A 26107-nucleotide genomic window follows, 5' to 3' on the forward strand; every position below is an offset into this window, starting at 1 on the left:
CTGTTTTAAAAAAATATATTTGTCAATAATACAAAATAAAGGTTTTCTTCCTTAGGTCAGAAAACCTTTATTTAATGAACAACTTTTTTCAGTGAATAACCTTTTTCAGTGAATAACTAATAATGAATAGTGAACAATTAAGGAGGATTTTCTTCCGTTTCACTACAGAAAATCTTTAATTTTATTTTGTAGGCTCGTTCAGCAAACTGAACATGGCTTGTTTTAGTTAGGAACTGCTTAATGTAAAAACTATAAAATTAAATTTTTTTCGTAACGACAGAGGAGAAAAAATGTCCATAATTATTCACTATTCACTGTTAGTTGTTCATTAATATCGGGTTGACCTAAGTAATTAATTAAGTTATAATTAGAACAGATGTTCGAATTATAGAAAGGATGGTGACCCTTAAATAGGGATTATTATGGATAAAGAAAAATTAAAAGCCATAGAAGCAGCTATGGGACAAATAGAAAAGCAATTTGGTAAAGGCTCTGTAATGAAGCTTGGTGAAAAAAATGTATTGGATATAGAAGCTATATCAACAGGATGTCTTGGAATGGACATAGCTTTAGGTATAGGGGGAGTTCCAAAGGGAAGAATAGTAGAAATATATGGTCCTGAATCTTCAGGTAAAACTACTGTGGCATTACATATAATAGCAGAAGCTCAAAAAGAAGGAGGAGTTGCAGCTTTTATAGATGCAGAGCACGCCTTAGATCCTTCCTATGCAAGAAAACTAGGAGTTGATATAGATAATTTAATAGTTTCTCAACCAGATACAGGAGAACAGGGGCTAGAAATAGCAGAAGCTCTTGTTAGGTCTAATGCTATAGATGTAGTAGTTGTGGACTCTGTAGCAGCTTTAGTACCTAAGGCGGAAATTCAAGGAGAAATGGGAGATTCTCACGTAGGTTTACAAGCAAGGCTAATGTCTCAAGCTCTTAGAAAATTAGCTGGATCTATAAACAAATCCAATTGTGTAGCTATTTTTATAAATCAATTAAGAGAAAAGGTTGGAATAATGTTTGGAAATCCTGAAACTACTCCAGGAGGAAGAGCACTTAAATTTTATTCTAGTGTAAGACTAGATGTTAGAAGAATAGATTCTATAAAACAAGGTGATGAATTCTTAGGAAACAGAACTAGAGTAAAAATAACTAAAAATAAAGTAGCACCGCCTTTTAAAAATGCTGAATTTGATATAATGTACAATGAGGGTATATCAAGGACAGGAGATGTTTTAGATTTAGGTGTTAAAGAGGAAATAGTTCAAAAAAGTGGCTCATGGTTTTCCTATAATGATGTAAGATTAGGTCAAGGTAGAGAAAATGCAAAACAATTTTTAAAAGATAATCCAGAACTACTTTATGAAATAGAAAATACTATAAGAGAAAAATATGGTCTTCCACTTGTAAAAAATAATGTAAAAGCAGAAAAAGACGAGAAAAAAGAAGATAAAAAGGAAGATAAAGAGTAACCTTTTTCAGTGAACAACTAATAATGAATAGTGAACAATTTAGGAGGATTTTCTTCCGTTTCACTACAGAAAATCTTTAATTTTATTTTGTAGGCTCGTTTGCTTCGCTAAACATCGCTTATTTAGTTAAGAACTGCTTAATGTAAAAACTATAAAATTAAATTTTTTTCGTAACGACAGAGGAGAAAAAATGTCCATAATTATTCATTGTTCACTGTTAGTTGTTCATTAAAAAAGCTTTTAAAGCTTTTTTATAACTTGACATAATAAAAAAATTAATATAAAATAAAGACAAAATCTGGTTTAGCAAAAAAGTTAGTCCATTTGAATAAATTATGACACTTTCTAAGCTTTTGTATTTATCAGCAATAGATTGTTAAAACACAAAAAAAGCAAAGGAGGTGCTCATTTGAACTTAGCGTATTATATAGTAGCGACTATTATAGTAGCAGTTATAGCTATATATGTTGATTATTATATCAGAAAAAATGTATCTGCAGCTAAAATTTCAAATGCAGAAGAAAAAGGACGTAATATAATAGAAGATGCTAAAAGAGAGGCTGAATCTAAAAAGAAAGAAGCCATACTTGAAGCAAAAGAAGAGATGCATAGACTCAGAAATGATTTTGAAAAAGAGTCTAGAGACAGAAGAAATGAAATCCAAAGATTAGAAAGAAGATTAATACAAAGAGAAGAAACACTTGATAAAAAAGGTGACATGTTAGAAAAGAAGGAAGAAAGCTTAAATAAGAAACAACAAGAATTAGAGAATAAACGAAATAATATAGAAAATTTATATGAAAAACAAAGGGAAGAACTAGAAAAGCTTTCTGGATTAACTTCAGAACAAGCTAAAGAAATGCTATTAGAAGAAGTAAGAAAAGAAATTAAACATGAAACCGCAATGTTAATTAAAGAGGTAGAAACAAAAGCCAAAGAAGAGGCTGATAAAAAGGCAAGAGAAATAACTACATATGCTATTCAAAGATGTGCAGCAGATCATGTTGCAGAAACCACAGTTTATGTAGTAAATCTTCCTAATGATGAAATGAAAGGAAGAATTATAGGAAGAGAAGGTAGAAATATAAGAACGCTTGAAACTTTAACAGGTGTGGATTTAATAATAGACGATACACCTGAAGCAGTTATTCTTTCAGCGTTTGATCCTGTAAGGAGAGAAGTTGCTAGAATAGCTCTAGAGAAACTAATTATGGATGGAAGAATTCATCCAGCCAGAATTGAAGAAATGGTGGAAAAAGCCAAAAAAGAAGTTGAAACTAATATTAGAGAAGAAGGAGAACAGGCTACTTTTGAAACAAGTGTACATGGACTTCATTCAGAACTAATAAAACTATTAGGTAGGTTAAAATATAGAACTAGTTATGGTCAAAATGTTTTGAAACATTCTATAGAAGTATCTTACTTAGCAGGCTTAATGGCTTCAGAATTGGGAATGGATCCTACTTTAGCTAAGCGAGCAGGATTACTTCACGATATAGGAAAGGCTGTTGACCATGAAATGGAAGGACCACATGCTATTATAGGAGCCGAAGTGGCTAAAAAGCATCATGAGTCATCCATAGTTGTAAATGCAATAGCTGCCCATCATGGAGATGAAGAATTTGAATCTATAGAAGCAATATTAGTTCAGGCTGCAGATGCTATTTCAGCTGCACGACCTGGAGCAAGAAGAGAAACTTTAGAAGCTTATATTAAAAGATTAGAAAAACTTGAAGAGATTGCAAATTCATATGAAGGCGTAGAAAAGTCATATGCCATTCAAGCGGGTAGAGAGTTACGAATAATAGTTAAACCAGAAGTAGTAGATGATGCAGGGTCTTATGAAATGGCTAGGAACATAGTTAAAACCATAGAAAATGAATTAGAATACCCTGGTCAAATTAAAGTAAATGTAATTAGGGAAACTCGTTCCATCGAGTATGCTAAATAAAATTAGAAAATAAAATCCTCTAAATCTTGTAAATTCATAGTAATTTTACAAAATTAAGAGGATTTTTTCATTATGTGTAGAATATAAATAAGTAGAAGTAGTATAAAGTATAATAAATAAAGTATAAAATTATATAGGAGGTTTATTATGGAAGTATTAAAAGTTTCAGCAAAATCAAGTCCAAATAAGGTTGCAGGTGCATTAGCAGGAGTTTTAAGAGAGAAGGGTGGAGCAGAAATTCAAGCAATTGGAGCAGGAGCTTTAAATCAAGCTATAAAAGCAGTAGCTATTGCAAGAGGATTCGTTGCGCCAAGTGGAATCGATTTAATTTGTATTCCAGCATTTACTGATATAGAAATAGATGGGGAAGAAAGAACAGCTATAAAGCTAATTATTCAACCAAGATAAGGATAGTATGAGAAGTAAAGGGCTAATTACACTAGCCCTTTTTTTTATTGTAATTATATGATAAAGTATAGTTTGTGATAAAAGTTTAAAGAGTATACAAGGGGGGATAATGAAAATGAAATTAAAAGGTATAATTCAAATATTACGTCCTAAACAATGGATAAAGAACGGATTTGTTTTTGCAGCATTAATATTTTCAGGTAAATTTTTAAATGTTAATTTACTACAAAAAAATATATATGCTTTTATATTATTTTGTTTAACTTCTTCTACTGTATATGTACTTAATGATATAGTAGATTTAGAAAAGGACAAACTTCATCCAGATAAGAAAAAAAGGCCACTTCCAAGTGGGATGATATCTAAAAAAACTGCAATAATATTAGATGTATTATTAGTGATACTAGTAATAAGTTTTTCTTATAGTAACATAAAGGTTTTTGCAATATTATTAGCTTACATGATTATGAATATTTTATATTCCTTCAAATTAAAAAATGTGGTAATTATAGATGTTATGATAATAACCATGGGTTTTGTTATGAGAGTAGAGGCGGGTAGCTTTGCTACAGGAGTAACTATTTCTCCTTGGCTTTTATTGTGCACAATGCTGCTTTCTCTATTTTTGGCTATAAATAAAAGGAAAAGTGAGTTAATAACTTTAGAAGAAAAAGGTGGCAAACACAGAAAGATATTAGAGGAGTACTCTATTGAATTTCTAGATTCTATGTTAACTTTAGTAACTCCCTCTATATTAATTGCATATTGTTTATATACATTTAATTCTGTACAAAGCAGAAATATGATGTTTACTATACCTTTTGTATTGTATGGTTTATTTAGATATCAGTATTTAATGTTGAAAAAAAATATAGGGGGTAAGCCTGAGGATATATTTACAAAAGATATGCCTTTTTTAATTAACATTATTCTTTGGATTATAAGTGTTTTTATAATTATCTATAAGTTCTAATATATAATAGGAGTTGATTCGATGCTAATTAAACTTGAACAAGATAAGAAAAAGTATGGAAAGGTCTATTATTTAATAATATCTTTAGTTGGAATACTGTTAAGTATACTTTGGTGTAAATTTGTTAAGGCGGAACCTTTTTCAGATTTTAAATATTATTATGAATTGGCTCGTAATATATCTCAGGGAAAACCTTGGGGAGATACATATACTACAGTTGGATATTCTATAGTTTTGGGTGGAATATTTAAGATTTTTGGAGATAGTCTATTAGTAGCAAAAATATTTAATTTAGTATTAATTACTTTAAATTATTATTTAGTCTACTCAATATTATATAAACTAGACATAGGAGAAAAATCTAAAAGGATTATATTTACTATATTTGCATTATTCCCTTTAAACATTATGTACAGTAGTATATTAGCTACAGAACCATTGTTTACAACTATTCTGCTTTTAATAACTAATATATATTTTAGTGAAGTTAAATTTAAATATGTTTATATAGGAATACTTACAGCATTAAATGCTATGGTAAAACCTTTTTTTATAATATTTTTCTTTGCTATACTAATAATTGATGCTATATCAGAATGGAACATAAAAAAAGCTATAATTAATAGCTTAACAGTACTTATTGTATCTTTAATTTCTATATCGCCTTGGATATATAGAAATACAAAATATGTAGGGGAATTTACCTTTATATCTAACAATGGTGGAATAGTACTTTATATTAACAATAATTCTCAAAACAAAACTGGTATGTGGATGGATGTTAATAACGTAGAAAATTCTGTTGCTAAAACAGAGGAGTATAAGAACGCTAATATGACTCAAAAAAACAAAATGCTTTCTAAAGCTGCAAAACAGTGGATAAAAGACAACCCTAAAAGGTTTGCTCAGTTAGGTATTCTAAGGTTAAAAGCAACTTATGGATTAGCAGGAGATATTTATTATACAACCTATGGAAGTGATTTAAATAGTAATATTAAGCAAAACATGTACATAAGTGTAAGCGGTATAAAAATTGCAATTTTTCTGTTTGCCGTAGTATTTGTAATCTTATATAGTATTTATATTATAATAGATATTTTAAAATATAAGGGTAGAAATATAGACAGAGGTTTATTATATACATTAGTTATATTTTATATGTTTACCTGTGTGTATTTTATAACAGAAGGACAGGGTAGATATTCTTTCCCACTAATATTCTTTATGATATATTTATTTGTAACTTTTATAAATAGAGTTTTTGGCTTTAGAAGGGGAGGGATTTAGTTATATGATAGGACTTATATTGACTTCTGTATTTTTAGGAGCTTTAGGGCAAATACTAGTTAAAATAGGTGCAGTAAACTTAACTTTAAATTTTTCACCAGGACAATTTGTGCCAAGCATTATTAGTATATTAAAAAACTTCTTTGTTATGAGTGGAATAGTATCCTATGGAACTAGTTTTTTGATATGGATAAAAGTTTTAAGTAAAGTAGAACTTAGCTATGCGTATCCAATGGTCAGTTTAGGATATGTTATAACTACTTTATTTGCTTATTTTTTCTTAAATGAAAATATTTCTATACAAAGAATACTGGGTATTTTACTGATTATAGGTGGAGTATTTTTGATTTCGCGAAATTAAAAAATAAAATAATTGCAATTTAAAAACACTTTCTAGAAAAATATAGCTATTTATACGGGTCTAGACTTTATAGTAGCTTAAAATATGAACATAATAAAAATAAAAATTGCATTTTTTATTTTTATTATGTATTATATTATTATGACTTAAATAAATAGGGGGTGTTTTTAATGTTATCTAAAAAAGGAAAGGGAATAGCTCCTTCTGTTACATTGGCTATAACTGCAAAGGCCAATGAAATGAAGAAGAATGGAATAGATGTAATAGGTTTTGGGGCAGGAGAGCCAGACTTCAATACACCTGAAAATATTCAAAATGCTGCAATTGAAGCCATGGGAAAAGGTTATACAAAATATACACCGGTTTCAGGTATAAGTGAATTAAAAGATGCTATAGTAGATAAATTTAAAAAAGAAAACAATTTAGAATACAAACCATCTCAAATAATAGTATCTACTGGAGCAAAACAATGTATAGCTAATTTATTTATGGCTATTCTAAATCCAGGAGATGAGGTTTTAATTCCAACACCTTATTGGGTAAGTTATCCGGAGTTAGTAAAATTATCAGATGGAATACCTGTATTTGTAGATTGTAAAAAAGAAAATGATTATAAATACTCTATAGAGGAATTAGAAAAAAAGGTATCAGATAGAACAAAGGCTATAATTATTAGCAGTCCTAATAATCCAACAGGAAGCATTTACTCTGAAAAAGAGCTTAATGTTATAGCTAATTTTTGTAAAGAACATAATTTAATAATTTTATCTGATGAAATATATGAAAAGCTTATTTATGGACATAATAAACATATAAGTATAGCAAGTTTAAATGAAGATTCATATAGCAGAACTGTTGTAATAAATGGGGTATCTAAAACTTATGCTATGACTGGTTGGAGAATAGGATATGCAGCAGGCCCGGAAAATATAATTAAATTAATGAATAATATACAAAGCCATATGACTTCAAACCCAAATTCTATTGCTCAATATGCAGCTTTAGAAGCTTTAACAGGTGATCAGGAATTTATAAATAGTATGGTTTATGAATTTGAGAAGAGAAGAAACTATATGGTGGAAAGAATAAATTCAATAGATGGAATAGATTGCATAGAACCTAAAGGAGCTTTTTATGTATTTGTAGATATAAGTAAAATAATAGGCAAGAAGAGCAGTGGGGAAGAAATAAAAAATTCTGTAGATTTTTGTGAAAAATTATTACAAGAATATAAAGTAGCGGTGGTTCCAGGAGCGGCTTTTGGATTAGAAAATCATATAAGACTTTCTTATGCTACATCTATAGAAAATATAGAAAAGGGATTAGATAGAATATCAAATTATATTAATGGATTAAAAAGTTAAAGTCTTTATACATTTAAAATATTTGAGTTTAATGGTATAATAAAGGTGATTTACTAATTATTTGATACAGGGGTGATATAAATGGTTAAAAAGGAAGTTGTAGTAAATAGTTCAACAGGTCTTCACGCTAGACCAGCTACTTTATTAGTAAAAAAAGCGTCTTCATTTAAATCTGATATAACTATTGAATATAATGGTAAGGAAGCGAATATCAAGAGTCTTATTGGAGTGTTATCTTTAGCTGTAACTAATGGAGCTACAATTACAATAAAAGCTTCAGGGGATGATGAAGCTTTAGCAGCAGAAGAAATTGCAAATTTAATTCAATCAATGGACTAAAAAATAAAAGGCTCAATAGCTAGAGCCTTTTATTTTTATGATTTAGAGTATTTCTTAATTTTTAAAAATAGGAATAATAAATATATACCAGCTGCTCCGATAATTATATATATTAGCCTAGATATTAGGTTAGCAGGTTCACCAAAAATAGCGCTTACTATGTTCAAATTAAATAGACCTAAAAGACCCCAGTTTAAAGCTCCTATAAATACTAATAAGAAAGAAATTTTGTCAACTAAATTAAATTTATACATAATAGTGCCTCCCATTTGTTTTAATACTATTCTAATTAAATTATATTAATGAACTATAATTTATAGAACGTATTTATACAATGGGGTTGTAAAAAATAGTTAATACAAATTTCAAAAAAATACAAGAAATTTGTAAAAAAAGTAGTATAATAAATATATGCTAATAGATTAGGGGGTTAAAACAATGAATGTTGAAGAATTAAATCCGTTTAAAAATGTGCAAAAAATAATAAAGAAAACTTGTGAAGATTTAAATTTAAGCGAAAGTGTTTATGAATTAATTAAGGAACCAGCGAGAGTTCTTGAAGTTAATATTCCAGTTAAAATGGATGATGGAAGTATAAAAGTATTTAAAGGATACAGAAGTCAACATAATAATTCTATAGGTGCTACAAAGGGTGGGGTAAGATTCCATCAAAATGTAAACTTAGATGAAGTAAAAGCGCTATCTATATGGATGACTTTTAAATGTGCTATAGCAAATCTTCCTTTTGGTGGTGGAAAAGGTGGAATTATAGTAGATCCTAAAACTTTATCTAAAGGTGAATTAGAAAGATTAAGTAGAGGATATGTAGATAAACTTTACGAAATAATAGGTGAAGATATAGATATACCAGCTCCAGATGTAAATACCAATGGTGAAATAATTGCATGGATGGCAGATGAATATAATAAGCTTTCAAGACAAAATGATTGGGGAACTTTTACAGGTAAGCCAGTAGAATTAAATGGTTCAAAAGGTAGAACAGAAGCAACAGGATTAGGGGTTGCTATAGTTGCTAGAGAAGCTTTGAAAAAACTTAATAGAAGTTTGGAAAATTCATCCGTAGCTGTTCAAGGTTTTGGAAATGTAGGAAGCCATGCAGCACTTTGTATAGAAAAACTCGGTGGAAAAATAGTTAGTGTATCTGAATGGGATAGAGAAAAAGGATTCTATGCTATACATGATGAAAAGGGATTAAAAGTTGAAGAATTAATAAAACACTTTAAAGAGAATGGAACTTTACTAGGTTTTGGTGGAAGTTCTGAAATAAAAGAAGAAGAGTTTTGGAGCTTAAATGTAGATGTATTAGTTCCTGCAGCATTAGAAAATTCTATAAACATAAACAATGCTAAATTAATAAATGCTAAATTAATTTGTGAAGGAGCCAATGGACCTGTTACACCTGCAGCGGATGAAATATTAGAGAAAAAAGGAGTCGAAGTTACACCAGATATATTAACAAATGCAGGTGGAGTTATAGTTTCTTATTTTGAATGGGTACAAAACTTAGATAACTACTACTGGAATGAAGAAGATGTTAAATCTCGTGAAGAAGAATTTTTAGTAGAAGGATTTAATAATGTTTGGTCAATGAAAGAAAAATTCAATTGTACTATGAGAAATGCAGCTTATATGTATGCTATAAATAAATTAGCAAAATCCATGAAAGCTAGAGGTTGGTATTAAAAATAAAAATAAAGTAGAAGTTTTTAACTTCTACTTTATTTAATGATAATATGTATCAATTGATATGATAAAAGAGAAAAAATAGTAAACGGATTTATTCATAAAAAATATTTTAAGAAATTATTATAAGTAGTTTTATGTGTTTTATAAAAAATATAAATTATTTTTTAAATTTAAATCCATGGTATATAATAATATATATAATTATAGATAATATACAAATATATATTATTATATATTTTTCATTAAAATATATTCGCTAAATACACATTTAGCGAAGTTGGGCAAAATTTAGGAGGTTTTTATCAATATGTACAAGCTTAGAAATATATATGACCCTGAATTACCACAACAATTAAATAATTTTCTTAACTATTTAACTACAGTAAAAGAAAGATCACCTAATACTATGAGTGGATATAAAGTAGATTTAGTTATGTTTTTTAGATTTTTAAAATTATATAAAACTAAATTGCCAAAGGATATAGAATTTGAAGAAATAGACATTAGCGATGTAGACGATGAATTTATAAGAAAAATAAATCTTACAGATCTCTATTCCTTTATGGCATTTTTAGATAATTATAGAGACAATGGAAGTTATGCTAAAGCTAGAAAAGTTGCTACATTAAAATCATTTTTTAAGTTTTTACATAGAAAAGTAAAAATATTAAATGAGAACCCTGCTCTAGAATTGGAGTCACCTAAAATCAAAAAAAGAAACCCTACATATTTAACTTTAGAAGAAAGTAAACGACTTCTCTCCTCTATTGATGGACCTAATAAGGAAAGAGATTATTGTATAATTACATTATTTCTAAATTGTGGACTTAGACTGTCTGAATTATGTAGTATAGATATTTCTAAAATAAAAGAAGATACCCTTTATGTGGTGGGTAAAGGTAATAAGGAAAGGACTATTTATTTAAATAGAGCCTGTTTAAAGGCTATAGAAGATTATTTAAGAGTTAGAAATAAAAATTTAGATAAAATAAAGGATAAGGATGCGTTATTTATAAGTAGAAATAATACTAGAATAAATAAAAGAACTGTAGAACTTATGCTTAAAAAATATTTAAAAAAAGCTAATTTAGACGAGAAAAAATATACTCCACATAAACTTAGGCATACTGCTGCAACTCTTATGTATAAACATGGAGATGTAGATATTAGAAGCCTTCAAAAGATATTAGGCCATGAAAATATATCTACAACTCAAATTTATACTCATGTGGATAATGAAAAATTAAGAGAAGCTGTTAGCTTAAATCCTCTAAGTGGCGAAAGTATGGAATAATAAGCATTTAATGCTTGTTATTTCATCTTTTTAATTTTAATTAATCCAGGAAATTCTTCATATGTAAATTTCTCTGACATTTCTTCATCTGTCAATATTTCTTTTAGGCCTTCTACGTCTTCAATAAATTCAAAAGGACATTCATCATCTTCTTCTGAATAATTAGAAGTTATATCTTCACCTAACCAATCTATATTTTTTTCTTCTTCTTCCATTACTTTACTTATTTCTAAACTTCTCATGCCATTTTCGGCGCCCTTTTCTAAACACTTTCCACAATTATCACATATTTTAGAAGGAGCTAAATCACAAAGATCACATTTATTACAATCATCACAATTCTTTTCTGGATTTAAAATACATTTTGTATATTTTGCCATGTTTCTATCCCCTTTTTATTTATTTTCGCTTAAGTATTATATCAAAGTAAAATTATATATTCAAGGGCTTAAAAGAACATAAGTTTGATATTTAGGCAGATGTATGCTATAATTTCAAGTAAATTGTATTAAATTTTGAGAGGTGTTTTACATGGCCAGAGAAAACAAACAAGAAGCAATATATGAATTTATAAAAGAACAATTAAGAGAAAAAGGATATCCACCATCAGTTAGAGAAATTTGCAATGCGGTAGGATTAAGGTCTACCTCTACAGTTCATGGCCACTTAAAAAGATTAGAACAAAAAGGAGTCATAAGAAGAGACCCTACTAAGCCTAGAGCAATTGAAGTTTTAGATCATTCTATAATAAAAAAAGAAATGATAGATATTCCTGTTATAGGAACGGTTACTGCTGGTAAACCAATTTTAGCAGTGGAGAATATAGAAGATAATTTTCCTTTGCCAATAGATTATGTAAAAAGTGATAATCAATTATTTATGCTTAAAATTAAAGGTGATAGCATGATAGATGCAGGAATAATGAATGGAGATATGGCTATAATTGAAAAAACAAATTCTGCATTAAATGGTGAAATAGTAGTAGCATTACTTGATAATGAAGCTACCATTAAAAGATTTTTTAAAGAAAAAGATTACATAAGATTACAACCAGAAAATAAAACTATGGAACCTATTATTGTAAAGCAATGTGAAATAATAGGAAAAATTGTTGGCTTATATAGAAAATATTAAAAATAGGTCTTGTGATATCACAAGACCTATTTTTTAGTGATTTAAAACTCTATCTAAAGCCATTAATATACCGGTTTTTGCATGGTCAAAGGTTAATCCACCTTGTAAGAAAGCTATATAAGGTTCCCTTATTGGTGCATCAGCAGATAATTCAATGGAAGATCCTTGTATAAATGCTCCTGCCGCCATAATTACTTGATCATCATAACCTGGCATATCCCATGGTTCACAATGGGCAAAAGAATCTATAGGAGATCCGAATTGTATTCCCTTACAGAAATTAATAACCTTATCTTTATCATTGAATTTTATAGCCTGTATTATATCGCTTCTCTTTTCATTGTATTTAGGTAAAACTTCAAAACCTGCAAGTTCCATAAGCCTTGAACATAAAACCGCTCCCTTTAAGGCTTCTATAGATACATGAGGTGCTAAAAATAGCCCTTGATACATAAGTCTCATTACTCCAAAGGTTGATCCACATTCAGCTCCTATACCAGGTACAGTTAATCTGTAAGAAGCTTGAGTAACATATTCTTCTTTACCTACAATGTATCCTCCAGTAGGTGCCAATCCCCCTCCTGGATTTTTAATTAAGGAACCAGCTATTAAATCTGCTCCCACATCTGTTGGTTCTATTATGTCTATAAACTCACCATAACAATTATCTACAAAACAAATTATATCCTGTCTTATGCTTTTTACTAAATCTATAATTTCTTTTATTTCTGATACTAGTAAAGCCTTTCTCCAGGAATAACCTGTGGATCTTTGAATATGTACTATTTTTATGGATTGATCCTCTTTTATTGCCTTTTCTATGCCTTGGAAATCCAATTTACCATCTTTTAAATCAACTTGTTTGTAGTTTATTCCATACTCTTTAAAAGAACCTATGTTCTTCTCCCCGCTTAAACCTATTACACTATGTATGGTATCATAAGGAGTTCCCACTACAGCAAGCATAGTATCTCCTGGCCTTAAATTCCCAAACAAAGCAGCTCCTATAGTATGAGTACCGCTTACAAAATGAGGCCTTACTAATGCACTTTCTGCATTGAATATACGAGCATACACCTTATCTAAAGTATCTCTTCCCATGTCTCCGTAACCATATCCGGTACTATTAGTAAAATGAGCATCGCTAATTCTTTCTTCTTGAAATGCATTAAGAACTTTTAGTTGATTAAATTCTCTTATTTCATCATAAGCTTTAAATTGTGGTTCTACATCTTTGAGTGCTTTTTCATATAGATCCAATGTATTATCACTTATTTTATATTTGTATTTTAGTAAATATTTTGTACTGTCTATCATTATAATTTACCTCCAAAATAAAAATTGCTACGACTTTATATGATATCACATAAAAAAAGAATAGGCAAAATAATGCCCATTCTTTTACACTTATATTTTAATATTCTGCAGATTGTGGAGTAAATAATATATCTTTACTAGGAGTAATAGTAGAAACTGCGTGTTTATAAATAAGCATTTGCTTATTTAAGGAATCCAATATTATAGTAAAATTATCAAAGCCTTTTACGAAACCTTTTATTTGGAATCCATTAGTTAAATGTATTGTAACTTCAATTTTATTCTTTCTAGCACTATTTAAAAATATATCTTGTAAATTATTTATAGTCTTAGCCAATATAATCCCCTCCAATATGTTTACATTTATATATAGTTCTATAAAATAAATTAAAATCCTTTTAATTTATTGAACTTATCAAGTATTTCACTTACCACAGCATCGTCATTTTCAAATTCATCTTTATTTATCCATATAGCTCTAGGATCTCGTCTAAACCAGGTCAATTGACGTTTAGCATAATTTCTACTTCCTTTTTTGATTAAATATACAGCTTCATCTAAAGATATTTCACCATTAAGGTAGTATAGCAACTCTTTATATCCTATACCCTGCATAGATTGCATAGTTTCATTACAACCCATTTCTTTTAATTTTTTAACTTCATCTAATAATCCTTCTTGTAGCATTTTATCTACTCTCATATTTATTCTATCATATAATTTATCCCTATTCATATACAGCACAAAATAATATATGGAATATGGAATATTAAATAAATTTTCTTTTTCTTCTTTGGCGTATTCACTCATGGGTTTTCCAGTAACTTTATATACCTCTAATGCTCTAATTACTCTTTTTAAATTATTGTAATGGATATTGTTATAGGAATATTCATCTATATCTTTTAAAAGACTATGAACATATTCTTTTCCTTTTTCTTTTGCTAATTCTTGAAGATAATCTCTATAGTCATCATCTTTATTTGCATCAGTAAAACTGTAGTTATATATTATTGAGTTAATGTATAAACCAGTTCCACCAACTAACATAGGAATATTGCCCCTATTATAGATTTCTTCTATTTTACCCTCAACACTATCTTTGTATTCAGCTACACTAAAATTTTCCCAAGGTTCAACTACATCTATTAAGTGATGAGGTATCCCCCTTTTTTCTTTTTCTGATATTTTAGCAGAGCCTATATCCATATGTTTATATATTTGCATTGAATCCGAGGATATAATCTCCCCTTTTAATTTCTTTGCTAAATTTATAGAAATTTCTGTTTTGCCTACAGCTGTAGGACCAGATAGTATAAATAAATCTTTCATAAGTTAAGTATCCCCCTTATTGTACTCTTTTAAATTTTTTTTCTAATTCTGATAATGTTATTTTTATTATAGTAGGTCTACCGTGAGGACAGTTAAAGGGATCTTTTGCAAAACTTAAATCATTTATAAGAGCTTCCATTTCTTCTTTTGATAATTTATCTTTAGCCTTAACTGCTGATTTACACGCAAGCATGGCAATAGAGTCATATTTTACTTCTGTGGTTTCTCCACTACCCATGGCTTTTATATTATCAATTATATCCATAAATAAATTATTTATATCAGGTTTACCCATAATAAAAGGAACTTCTCTAATAGTTACTGTATTTTCTCCAAATAATTCTATATTAAATCCTGTTTTACAAAATAAATCTTTGTTATCCATGTAATAGGAAAAGTCCTCTGGATCCAATTCTATTACAATAGGTTGTAACAGTACTTGTGATTTAACCTGTTCCTTTTTTATTTTATCTCTATAGTTTTCAAATAGTATTTTTTCATGAGCAGCATGCTGATCTATTATATATAAATTTTTAAAGCTTTCAGCTAAAATATAGGTATTATCAAATTGTCCTATAATCCTCATTTCAGGCAATTTAGGAACCTCATCTTTTGTATTTTCTGTAGCAATATTATTAATTTTATCTTCTTGAAAGTTTTCTTTTTTATCTATTGTAATACTTTTATCTATAGTATTTTGTGTAACATTACTAACGTTGTTTAATGCTGAATTAACTAAACTTGTTCTTTCAATATCTTTAGTAGCACTTTTTAGGTCAATAGGTATCTGTACCTTTTTAACACTTTCAAATAAAGATGGATTTTCTTTAATTATCTCTTTATTATCCTCTTTTACATCCTCTGTTATTTGAGTATTAAATTCTTTATACAAGCTTTTCTTTATACTTTCGTGTACTGTGTGAAATACAAAGGAAAACACTCTTTTATCTTCTTTAAACTTTATTTCAGTTTTAGTTGGATGTACATTTACATCTATATATTCTGGAAATATATCTATGAATATTACGAAGAAAGGAAATTTATTTATAGTTAAAAAAGATTTAAAAGCATTTTCAACAGCGGCAGTAATTAATCCGCTTTTTATATATCTTTTATTTACAAAAATGCTTTGATTGTTTCTGCTTCCCCTACTAAGTTCTGCATTTCCTATATACCCATAGACAGATATAATATCACTATGACTTTCGAAATAATTTACATTTTCTAAAGTTTTTTTACCATAAATAACCCGTATAACATCTTCTAAATTTCCAGAACCATAGGTATTTAAAACTGTTCTATCATTATTTATAAGTTTAAAGGCTATATTGGGATTGGCTAGGGAAAGCCGTTGTATAATATCCGATATAAGAGAACTTTCCCTAGAAGGTGATTTTAAAAACTTTAATCTAGCAGGTACGTTATAAAAAAGGTCAGTAACTTTTATAGTAGTACCTGTATTCATTCCTATATCATTAAAGGATATAAAATTACCACCCTCCATGTATATTTCCTTACCTATATCTTTACTTGAAGGCTTAGATTTTAAGTGAATTTTAGAGATGGAGGCTATACTTGGCAGAGCCTCACCTCTAAATCCCATAGTGTTTAAAGAAAAAATATCTTCTATATTTGAAATTTTACTAGTAGCATGAGGTAAAAAAGCTTTTTCTATGTCATCTGCATAAATTCCAATACCGTCATCTGAAACTTTTATAAGATCCTGTCCCCCATTTTTAACTTCCACTGTAATATTTTTAGCTTCAGCATCTATGCTATTTTCAACCAATTCTTTTACTACAGAAAAAGGTCTTTCCACCACTTCTCCAGCGGCTATTTTATTAAATGTAAATTCATCTAATATATTTATTCTCTTCAAAATATTTCACCCTACTTTTTTTCAATAGACTTAGCTTTATTAATTAAATCATATAGCTTATTAAATCCTTCCATAGGATTTAAATTTAATATATCAATTGAAGAAATTTCTTTAATTAAGTTTTCTTTTTCAATTTGAGTAAAGCTAATTTGAAAATCATTGTGTTCTAATAATTGATCCATTGCTATTTCTTTTTTAGTTTCTTCTTTAACAGTTTTTTTACTCTCTTTTATATCATTAATTTCTATTTTATTATCCTTATTTTTTTCTATACTTTCAAGAATTCCTTTGGCTCTCATTATTACATCCTCTGGAAGTCCAGCAAGTTTTGCAACTTCTATACCATAGGATTGATCTGCTCCGCCTTTTATAATCTTTCTTAAAAATACAATATCTTTATCTACTTCTTTTACTGATACAGAGTAATTTTTTACTCCCTTGATTTTATTTTCTAATTGAATTAATTCATGATAATGGGTAGCAAAAAGAGTTTTTGATCTTAATTTTTTATTATTACAAATATACTCGATAACAGCCCAAGCTATACTTAATCCATCAAAAGTGCTAGTTCCCCTACCCACTTCATCTAAAATAATTAAGCTTTTAGATGTAGCATTTTTAAGTATATTAGAAACTTCCCACATTTCTACCATAAAGGTACTTTTACCTGCAGATAGGTCATCGGAGGCCCCTATTCTTGTAAATATTTTATCACAAAGGGATATGGAAGCTTCCCTTGCAGGAACAAAACTACCTATTTGAGCCATTATAGTAATTAAAGCTACTTGTCTCATATATGTAGACTTTCCTGCCATGTTAGGCCCTGTAATTAATAGCATTTGATTATCTTCAGTATCCATAGTTGTATCATTGGCTACAAAGCTACCCGTAGGAATCATTTTTTCTACTACTGGATGTCTTCCATCTTTAATGATTATGCTATCCCCTTCTACTATTTTGGGCTTTGAATAATTATTTTCTAAGGCCACTGTAGCTAAGGAACTTAAACAATCTAAAATAGCCACTATATTTGCAGAAGACTTCATTCTGTCTATTTCTTTTTCTATAGAATTTCTTATACTTACAAACACTTCATATTCAAGATTAATTAATTTTTCTTCCGCTCCTAAAATCTTATCTTCCATTTCTTTTAATTCAGGAGTTATATATCTTTCAGAATTTGATAATGTTTGTTTTCTTATATATCTTCCCTCAGGTACAGAGGATAAATTGGATTTTGTAACTTCGATAAAATATCCGAAGACTTTATTATATCCAACTTTAAGAGATTTTATTCCAGTAAATTCCCTTTCGCTATTTTCAAGATTTGCAATCCACTCTTTACCATGAGATTTTGCCATTCTAAGTTCATCTATGTCGTTATTAAAACCATTTTTTATAAGATTACCATCCTTTATTGTAATAGATGGATTATCCATTATAGATTTTTCTAATAGATCATAAATATCCCTTAACTCATCTAAATTTAAAAACATATCTTTAAATAAATCTGATTCTAATTTGGACAGTATATTTTTTACATAAGGTAATTTTTCTATAGAATTTTTTAATGAAAGGAGTTCTTTTGCATTTACATTTTTAGAAGAGATTTTACCAACTATTCTTTGTATATCGTAAATATCCCTTAAAACATCTTTTAAGTCCTGGTGTAATGATATATTTAATACCAATTCTTCTACGGCATTTAGCCTTTTATCAATTTTTTCTTTATTTATCAAGGGTTGTTCTATCCAATTTCTTAAAAGCCTTGCTCCCATAGCGGTACTACATTTATCTAATACCCACAAAAGAGATCCTTTTCTAGATTTATCCCTAATAGTTTCTGTAATTTCTAAATTTCTTCTAGAGTTTATATCCATAGATAAATAATCTACTATATTGTAATGTTTAAAAAAGTTTATATGTCCAAGGGACATTTTCTGAGTTTCAAATATGTATTTTAAAAGTCCATTACCACACTTTATTAAAACTGAGGAATATTCTTTTTTATTAAAATTAGAAAATTGTTCTTCTAATAGGTTATTATCCTGAAAACAATCCTTTTCTAAATTAGTAATAGATATACTAAAACGGTTCTCTATTTCTTTTAAAATATTATTGGATATATCCTCATTTACTAATAATTCACTAGGGTCAAATTTTGAAATTTCATCTAATATAACGGATTCATCTAAACAATGATCTGTGGCAAAAAAGTCCCCAGTGGATATATCACAAAAGCACATAGCCATGGAATCATTTTCTGTATACAGACTCATTATATAGTTATTTTTAGTTTCATTTAAAAAATTACTATCTGAATAAGTACCAGGTGTAACTATCTTTACAATATCTCTTTTAACTATTCCTTTAGCTAAGGATGGGTCTTCTAACTGTTCGCATATAGCTATTTTGTATCCTTTAGATACTAATCTATTTATATAGCTAGAAGCTGAATGATATGGTATACCACACATAGGAGCCCTTTTAGAAAGACCACAGTCTCGTCCTGTTAATACTAATTCTAATTCTTTAGATGCAGTTTCAGCATCTTCAAAAAACATTTCATAAAAGTCACCTAATCTAAAAAATAATATACAGTCTTTACATCGTTCTTTTACCTCTAAGTATTGTTGCATCATTGGTGTAAGTTTCAAAATTGTCACCTCCTAAAATATGTTGCAAAAAAAGCCCTTTAAAAGAGCTTTTTTATAAAGTTTAATTATACTTCTTCTCCATCAAGGGAAAATGATAGAGTTTTAGTTATTTTAACATCAACTATCTTACCTATATTATCTTTGTTTCCAGTAAAGTTTACAAGTTTTCCTGTATCTGTTCTACCAGTTAATCTATTTTTATCGTTTTTACTTTCGCCTTCTACTAGCACCTTAACTATTTTATCTTGATATTTTTTATTATTCTTTTCACAACTTTCATTAACTATTTTAACCAGTTTTTCAAATCTTTCATGTTTTACATCTTCAGGAACTTGCTCATCCATATCGTATGCAGGGGTTCCTTTTCTTTTTGAATATAAGAATGTAAAAGCGGAATCATATTCTACTTCTTTTACAAGTTCTAAAGTTTCATTAAAATCTTCTTCTGTTTCACCAGGAAATCCTACAATAATATCTGTTGTAATTGCCACGTTAGGTATTTCTTCTTTTATTTTATTAACTAGTTTTAAATAGTCTTCTCTGCTGTAGGATCTATTCATTTTCTTTAAAATCCTACTAGAGCCAGATTGAACTGGTAGGTGTATATGATTGCATAATTTATCACATTCTTTAATGGCATAAATTACATCCTCTGTTAAATCCTTTGGATGAGAAGTCATAAATCTAACTCGTTCAATACCTTCTATGTCATTAACAATCCTTAAAAGTTCTGCAAAACTTACCTTAGGATCTAAATCTTTTCCATAGGAATTTACATTTTGACCTAATAAGGTTATTTCCTTATAGCCACTTTTTACAAGCTCTTTTATTTCTTTTACTATATCAGAAACTTCTCTACTTCTTTCTCTACCCCTTACATATGGAACTATACAATATGTACAAAAATTGTTGCATCCATACATTATAGTTACAAAGGCTTTAGTAGAACTCTTTCTATCTACAGGAATTCCTTCTACTATTTCTTCTTCTTTATCCCATACTTCAATTATAGATTTTCCCTCTTGTTTTGTTCTATTTAAGTACTCTGGGAATTTATATGAGTTGTGGGTTCCAAATATTATATCTACAAAAGGATATTTTTTTATTATATCTTCAGCCATACCCTCTTGCTGCATCATACAACCGCAAACAGCAATTATAAGATCAGGATTTTTTGCTTTTAATCCTTTTAATATGCCTAAATTACCGTATACTTTAAGTTCTGCATTTTCTCTTACACAACAAGTATTAAATATTATAATATCCGCTTTATTTCTATCCTCTGTATTTTCATATCCCATATTTTTTAACATACCAGATAGTTTTTCGGAGTCCTCTTCATTCATCTGACAACCCCAAGTTTCTATATAAAATTCACCTTTTTTATTCATATTATTTGTTCACCTCATTAGTATAATTTAGTCCTACATTAGTATAACAGTCTATATTATACTATATTTTTATTTATTTAGCCATTTACATTATATTATAAATTAAAAAAATAAAAGTTTCATTGAAATTATTATTTCTTTGAAACTTTTATTTTAACCAATTAATATTTATAGCTTAAATTTTTTAACGGAGTTACTTAATTCTTCTATTTTATTATCTAAAGAGGATATATCTTGTATCATTTCATCTATAATAGCTGTGTGGTTTTGTATGGATGCAGTTATTTCCTCTGTGGCCGAAGCGGATTGTTGAGAAATTTCATTTACATCTTCTATAATAGTTTTAATATTTTCCTTGCTTGAATTTATATCATTTATTTGAACTAGTAATTCTCCTATTTTATCCATATCCTCTTTTAGATTTTGTTGAATTGATGAAAATGAATTTAACACTTCTTCGCTAATTTTTTTCCTGAATTGCTCTATTTGTAAAGAATCTTTTTTTATCTCCTCAAATTTAGCAGCTTCTTTTAGTAGCTTTTCAATACTAGAACTTATCATATCAGCGGTTTTAGCGGATTCAGAGGCTAAACTTTTAACTTCATTAGCTACTACTGCAAATCCTTTTCCGTATTCCCCAGCTCTAGCAGCCTCAATAGATGCATTTAAAGCTAAAAGATTAGTTTGCTCAGATATTCCTACTATTTCACTAGTCATGCCACTTATAGCAGCAACACTTTCATTAAAATTTTCTATAACATTATATATGGTTTCAAATAGTCTATATTTTTTTCAAAACCTTGATTATTAGATTTTATATTATCACTTAAATTTTTTAAATTTCCATTAGCTATTTCAGATAGATTTTTAGTAGTTTTTCCATCAGGATTGTAATCCTTATTGAAGTGGACTACTATATTGTTTTCACTATCTAATAAAAATCCATAGGATTTTTCAGATACTTTTGCTTTTTTAACTTCATTTGTAATGGAGTCAAAAGTTATATCTGCTGCTAGAACACATATAACCTTATTATTATCTATAATTGGATAGGATATTGTTCCTACTATTTTTTCAAAGGCAGGATCAAAATATGGATTTGAAAAAAATACTTGCTTTTTATTTATTGCTTCTTTGTACCAATCCCTTTCTCTAAAGTCTAAATCTTTATCTGGTACCCAACCAGCTCCTGATACCATTTTATTGTTAGGAAATAATACATATATATCCGAAGAAGTACTTTCCTTATCTTTTAATTGAAATGCCAAGTACTGTTGTAGTTTATTGTAGTCATAAATTTTAAAATGATTAATGTTTTTAGCTATTTCTATAAGATTACTACTTTCAATTCCCAACCATTTATCGAATTCTTCTGAATATTTTTTAGTTGTTTCTACACTTTTACCTTTAAACTCTTCATGCAGAGAAGAATAGGATATTTTGTAACTTATGGTCAACAGTATTATCATACATAACATAGATATAAAAGTTACAAAGTAAATCATTTTTGCTTTTAACCCCTTCATAGTCAATCCCCCTGATTTCCAATTTATTTAAAATTCAAATTAATATGTTTATTTAATAATAATCAAATTTTCAATAAAAAGCAACATAATATACATAAAATTATATATATTTCTTTTAAATTACAAAAACTCAAACCACTGTATAGTCTATTTTAATATACAATGGTTCTTTAAAATTATATATATTAATAGTAAAATTAAATGCAAGAATAAAAGTTTGAATCTTTTAAGATTATGAAATATAATATATGAATATATTTAAAATTCGTATATAGAGGTTGTTTAGTTAAAACTTGAGGGAGGTAATATTATGTTAGGAGTTTCAAAGAGAATAGAGGAACTTAGATTTTCAGAAATAAGGAAATTTATTCCTTACTCTGATGAAGCAAAAGCTAAAGGAATTCATGTTCACCATTTGAACATAGGTCAACCGGATATTAAAACACCAGAGGAATTTGTTAATGCAATCAAAAATTTTGATGATAAAATTATAAAATATGAAAATTCCCAGGGAAATAAGGACTTAATAAATGCCTTTGTAAAATATTATAAAAGTATAAATATAGATTTAGATAAAGAAGACGTATATGTAACTAATGGAGGTAGTGAAGGGATTTTATATGCCCTATTAACCATATGTGATGCTGGTGATAGTGTTATAGTTCCAGAGCCTTATTATACCAACTATAATACAATGGCTAGAATGGCAGGAGTAGAAATAATATCCTTTAGAACTTATAGAGAAGATGGATTTAGAATAAAAAATAAAGAAGAAATTTTAAATTCTATAAAAGATAATACAAAAGCTATAATGATTACAAATCCTAGTAATCCAACTGGAGTTGTTTATACTAAAGAGGAAATTAGGATGATTTCTGATATAGCAAAGGAAAAGGATCTATTTATAATATCTGATGAAGTTTACAGGGAATTTGTATATGACGGTCTTGAATTTACATCTTTTATGGATATGAAGGATATATTAGATAGAGTAATTATAATAGATAGTATATCTAAAAGATATAGTGCCTGTGGAGCAAGAATTGGGGCTTTAATATGTAAAAATAGAAAGGTTACAGAAAACTTTATGAAAATGTGCCAAGCTAGGCTTAGTGTTTCTTCTCTTGATCAAATAGGAGCTGCTAATTTAATAAATGTTCCTAAAAGCTATATAGAAGAAGTAAGAATTGAATATGAAAAAAGAAGAAATATACTATACGAAGGACTTTGCGACATACCAGGTGTTCACTGCGAAAAGCCTTCTGGAGCCTTTTATATTATAGCAAAGCTTCCTGTGGACAATTCAGATGAGTTCACAAAGTGGATGCTAACAGATTTTCAATACAATAATAAGACTGTTATGGTTACCCCAGCGGAAGGATTTTATACTACAGAGGGATTAGGTAGAGATGAAGTTAGATTATCCTATTGCATTAATTCAGAAGACCTAAAAGAAGCTATGATAATACTAAAAAAAGCATTGGAAGAATATAATAAATAAAGACATAACCAGGAACATTTTATTCCTGGTTATGTCTTTATTTCCATGGTATAAACTTTTCTATTAAATTTAAATCCGCATTCTTTATATAAGTTTAAGGCCACTGTATTCATTGAATCTACTGTTATAAAAGCCTCTTTATAATTGAGTTTATTTATTATATTTAATAAATAACATACTAAAGCTTTTCCAATGCCTCTACCTCTGTATTCCTTTAATACACCCACATTGACTATAACAGGTATATCGCTTATTAATATTATTTGACCATATCCTATATATTTATTACCATCCATAACAAATATGGCCCCTTCCGGTAAATAGTAATTTTGTTTTTCATCTAAGATTATATCATCTATAGTTAAAGGTTCTCTTGTTTTAGTTTTAAAAACTTCATTTTGTATGTGACATCTTATAGCCTCTTCTTTATTTTGTTTTAGTTTTTTAAAATAAATTCCTTTAGAATTTATTAAATTTCTAGAAATCAAAGGCATGAAATCTTCTAATTCCAAATCCATTTCTATAGTACATTTATCTATATTAAAGCCTGATCTTTTTAATATATCTATATTAAAGCCATTATCTTCACATATATATTTAAAAACAGAATCTTTTTTAAGATGATTTAAAAGCGTAGATATATATTGTGCTTTCATATATTGTTTTTTAAAATTTAGAGAGTTTATTAAATAATAAGAAGTTTTTTTACTATACCATAAATACCCATAACATTCTTTTAAATCCCTTAATAACAATACTCTTTTTCTTAATAGCATTTTATCAAAAAAACTGCTATTTTCATAGGCAAATAAAAAGTCACCATTTAAAGTATTAAATGACAACCTGGTATTATTTAAAATTTTCAAATGAAATAAATTGTCTTTATTTAAATTAGTTATACTCAACATAGCATTCCTCATTGTAATTAATTAATTAATCCATAATTAGTATAATTCTTTTAATAAGAACCGTCAACGCTTAGTTAATGAACAAAGAATAATGAATAATGAACAATTACGGATATTTTTCTCCATTATCATTCCGAAAAATCCACCTAAATTATTCATTGTTCATTGTTAGTTGTTCATTGAGCTAAGTATTCTATATAGTCTTTGATAAATTTTTGTTGTGGAGAATCAAATTGTATTAATTTATTTAATTTTTTTATATATTTTTTCTCGCTCCAATGTTTCTTTTTTATATATCTTTGTTTGCCTAATTTCCAAAACTTATGAGGGAATACTATTATACATAGCATAGCCTCTAAGTGACTGTGACTTAAAGGATTTACAGAACTATAGGCCTCTATTAGTTCCTTTGCTTTGTTAAAATCCCATCCATATTCCTTTTTAAACATAAGTCTTCTTATAACCTTACCTAAATCATTTATATGAAGGTCTATCTTTATACTATCCAAATCAATTAAATAATAATCATTACCTTTTTTTATTATATTTTGATAGTAAATACTGTCATGACATATACTTTTTTTACTATTAGCATTTTTAGATAAGGAATAATAATCTGATGAATTTAATAAATTCATAGAAGCAATACCAATATTATAAAAATCATCAATAACAGAATTGTAAAGGCTATCGAAATTTGTAACTTGCCTTTTATTTTCAATTATATACTTAAAATATTGTAATTCATTTAATTTATTTGAAAAGATCTTAGGCCAATTTTTTAGATTATTTCTTAATTTTAATTTTGAGCCGTCAATTTTAAGAGTGGTTATATGAAAATTAGCTAATAATTTCATGCATTTACGTGCCTCTTCTATGTCATTTAGATCACATTCATGACCATTTATCCATTCAGTAACATAATAATAGGATTTATTATGCTTTACAAATAAATGTCCCTTAGAAGTCTTAAGATATTTTGCAGTGTAAGGAAAACCATGTTTATTTAATTCTTCTACTAAAATGCTTCCATTTATAGGTTTTTTCCTGCTTTTTCGAATTTGTTTTAAACAAATGTTGCCAATATCAGTTTTTACTTTATAAACACTCCTAACTCTTTTTACATCTAAAACCTGTAATTTATAATTTTTTAGTATCTTTTTTATAAAATTCTTTTCTTTTTTCGTAATTCTACTTTCATCATTTAAGAGTTTTCTATCTCCCATAAGAATACCTCCCAATACTATCTAATAGATTATATTACTTATGGGATAAATTATTACAAAAATAAAAGGTCATC

24 protein-coding genes are annotated in these 26107 nt (G+C 28.1%); 12 read left to right on the forward strand and 12 right to left on the reverse strand.

Annotated elements, in window-relative coordinates; translation table 11 throughout:
• The first annotated feature begins 422 nt into the window (after positions 1–422).
• From recA to CKV72_RS05345, 8 genes are all read left to right on the forward strand, one after another.
• A complete protein-coding gene (gene recA / locus CKV72_RS05310) occupies positions 423–1478 on the forward strand; it encodes a recombinase RecA (RefSeq protein WP_168943609.1) in 1056 nt (351 codons plus the stop codon).
• Between the two features lie 427 nt (positions 1479–1905).
• Positions 1906–3429 (forward strand): ribonuclease Y, encoded by a 1524-nt coding sequence (gene rny / locus CKV72_RS05315; protein ID WP_413814371.1) that lies wholly within the window; start codon positions 1906–1908, stop codon positions 3427–3429.
• A 147-nt stretch (positions 3430–3576) separates the two neighbouring features.
• Entirely contained in the window at positions 3577–3837 is a 261-nt protein-coding gene (locus tag CKV72_RS05320; protein ID WP_089864259.1) for a stage V sporulation protein S, read from the forward strand.
• A gap of 115 nt (positions 3838–3952) precedes the next feature.
• Positions 3953–4810 carry a decaprenyl-phosphate phosphoribosyltransferase gene (locus CKV72_RS05325; protein ID WP_095177692.1) on the forward strand — a complete coding sequence of 286 codons (858 nt, stop codon included), beginning with the start codon at positions 3953–3955 and terminating at the stop codon, positions 4808–4810.
• A 21-nt stretch (positions 4811–4831) separates the two neighbouring features.
• A complete protein-coding gene (locus CKV72_RS05330) occupies positions 4832–6097 on the forward strand; it encodes a hypothetical protein (RefSeq protein ID WP_095177693.1) in 1266 nt (421 codons plus the stop codon).
• 4 nt (positions 6098–6101) lie between these two features.
• Positions 6102–6458, forward strand: coding sequence for an SMR family transporter (locus CKV72_RS05335; protein WP_089864266.1), 357 nt, complete (start codon positions 6102–6104; stop codon positions 6456–6458).
• 170 nt (positions 6459–6628) lie between these two features.
• Entirely contained in the window at positions 6629–7822 is a 1194-nt protein-coding gene (locus CKV72_RS05340) for a pyridoxal phosphate-dependent aminotransferase (RefSeq protein ID WP_095177694.1), read from the forward strand.
• A gap of 81 nt (positions 7823–7903) precedes the next feature.
• Positions 7904–8161 (forward strand): HPr family phosphocarrier protein, encoded by a 258-nt coding sequence (locus CKV72_RS05345; protein WP_089864271.1) that lies wholly within the window; start codon positions 7904–7906, stop codon positions 8159–8161.
• A gap of 35 nt (positions 8162–8196) precedes the next feature.
• Here the strand turns inward: CKV72_RS05345 and CKV72_RS05350 are convergent, their stop codons facing one another.
• Positions 8197–8415, reverse strand: coding sequence for a DUF378 domain-containing protein (locus tag CKV72_RS05350; protein ID WP_089864274.1), 219 nt, complete (start codon positions 8413–8415; stop codon positions 8197–8199).
• A 184-nt stretch (positions 8416–8599) separates the two neighbouring features.
• Between CKV72_RS05350 and CKV72_RS05355 the strand changes: the two genes are divergently transcribed.
• Positions 8600–9865 (forward strand): Glu/Leu/Phe/Val family dehydrogenase, encoded by a 1266-nt coding sequence (locus tag CKV72_RS05355; RefSeq protein ID WP_089864277.1) that lies wholly within the window; start codon positions 8600–8602, stop codon positions 9863–9865.
• A gap of 310 nt (positions 9866–10175) precedes the next feature.
• Positions 10176–11162: a tyrosine recombinase XerC gene (locus CKV72_RS05360; protein WP_089864279.1), complete on the forward strand. Its 987-nt coding sequence runs from the start codon at positions 10176–10178 to the stop codon at positions 11160–11162.
• Between the two features lie 17 nt (positions 11163–11179).
• Here CKV72_RS05360 and CKV72_RS05365 read toward each other — a convergent pair whose 3' ends face one another.
• Positions 11180–11542, reverse strand: coding sequence for a hypothetical protein (locus CKV72_RS05365; RefSeq protein WP_095177695.1), 363 nt, complete (start codon positions 11540–11542; stop codon positions 11180–11182).
• A 151-nt stretch (positions 11543–11693) separates the two neighbouring features.
• Here CKV72_RS05365 and lexA point away from each other — a divergent pair, with 151 nt between their 5' ends.
• Positions 11694–12296 (forward strand): transcriptional repressor LexA, encoded by a 603-nt coding sequence (gene lexA / locus CKV72_RS05370; RefSeq protein WP_089864285.1) that lies wholly within the window; start codon positions 11694–11696, stop codon positions 12294–12296.
• A gap of 33 nt (positions 12297–12329) precedes the next feature.
• Here the strand turns inward: lexA and CKV72_RS05375 are convergent, their stop codons facing one another.
• From CKV72_RS05375 to CKV72_RS05410, 8 genes are all read right to left on the reverse strand, one after another.
• Positions 12330–13613, reverse strand: coding sequence for a methionine gamma-lyase family protein (locus CKV72_RS05375; protein WP_089864288.1), 1284 nt, complete (start codon positions 13611–13613; stop codon positions 12330–12332).
• A gap of 97 nt (positions 13614–13710) precedes the next feature.
• On the reverse strand, positions 13711–13950 hold the full coding sequence (gene hfq / locus CKV72_RS05380; protein WP_089864291.1) for an RNA chaperone Hfq: 240 nt from the start codon (positions 13948–13950) through the stop codon (positions 13711–13713).
• 50 nt (positions 13951–14000) lie between these two features.
• On the reverse strand, positions 14001–14945 hold the full coding sequence (gene miaA / locus CKV72_RS05385; protein ID WP_095177696.1) for a tRNA (adenosine(37)-N6)-dimethylallyltransferase MiaA: 945 nt from the start codon (positions 14943–14945) through the stop codon (positions 14001–14003).
• A 16-nt stretch (positions 14946–14961) separates the two neighbouring features.
• On the reverse strand, positions 14962–16824 hold the full coding sequence (gene mutL, locus CKV72_RS05390; RefSeq protein ID WP_095177697.1) for a DNA mismatch repair endonuclease MutL: 1863 nt from the start codon (positions 16822–16824) through the stop codon (positions 14962–14964).
• A gap of 11 nt (positions 16825–16835) precedes the next feature.
• Positions 16836–19481, reverse strand: a complete 2646-nt coding sequence (gene mutS / locus CKV72_RS05395) for a DNA mismatch repair protein MutS (protein WP_095177698.1) — start codon at positions 19479–19481, stop codon at positions 16836–16838.
• 65 nt (positions 19482–19546) lie between these two features.
• Complete coding sequence (miaB, locus tag CKV72_RS05400; protein ID WP_095177699.1) at positions 19547–20872, reverse strand: tRNA (N6-isopentenyl adenosine(37)-C2)-methylthiotransferase MiaB; 1326 nt, start codon at positions 20870–20872, stop codon at positions 19547–19549.
• Between the two features lie 168 nt (positions 20873–21040).
• Entirely contained in the window at positions 21041–21589 is a 549-nt protein-coding gene (locus tag CKV72_RS05405) for a methyl-accepting chemotaxis protein (protein WP_242955746.1), read from the reverse strand.
• Between the two features lie 35 nt (positions 21590–21624).
• On the reverse strand, positions 21625–22398 hold the full coding sequence (locus CKV72_RS05410; protein WP_095177701.1) for a cache domain-containing protein: 774 nt from the start codon (positions 22396–22398) through the stop codon (positions 21625–21627).
• A 310-nt stretch (positions 22399–22708) separates the two neighbouring features.
• On the opposite strand from CKV72_RS05410, the gene CKV72_RS05415 reads away from it, so the two are divergent.
• Complete coding sequence (locus CKV72_RS05415) at positions 22709–23899, forward strand: pyridoxal phosphate-dependent aminotransferase (protein WP_095177702.1); 1191 nt, start codon at positions 22709–22711, stop codon at positions 23897–23899.
• Between the two features lie 29 nt (positions 23900–23928).
• Here the strand turns inward: CKV72_RS05415 and CKV72_RS05420 are convergent, their stop codons facing one another.
• Complete coding sequence (locus tag CKV72_RS05420; RefSeq protein ID WP_157726538.1) at positions 23929–24807, reverse strand: GNAT family N-acetyltransferase; 879 nt, start codon at positions 24805–24807, stop codon at positions 23929–23931.
• A 176-nt stretch (positions 24808–24983) separates the two neighbouring features.
• Complete coding sequence (locus tag CKV72_RS05425) at positions 24984–26033, reverse strand: CotS family spore coat protein (protein ID WP_169712346.1); 1050 nt, start codon at positions 26031–26033, stop codon at positions 24984–24986.
• Positions 26034–26107: the final 74 nt, after the last annotated feature.

This window comes from Clostridium cochlearium, assembly GCF_900187165.1.
Lineage (GTDB): Bacteria > Bacillota > Clostridia > Clostridiales > Clostridiaceae > Clostridium_G > Clostridium_G cochlearium.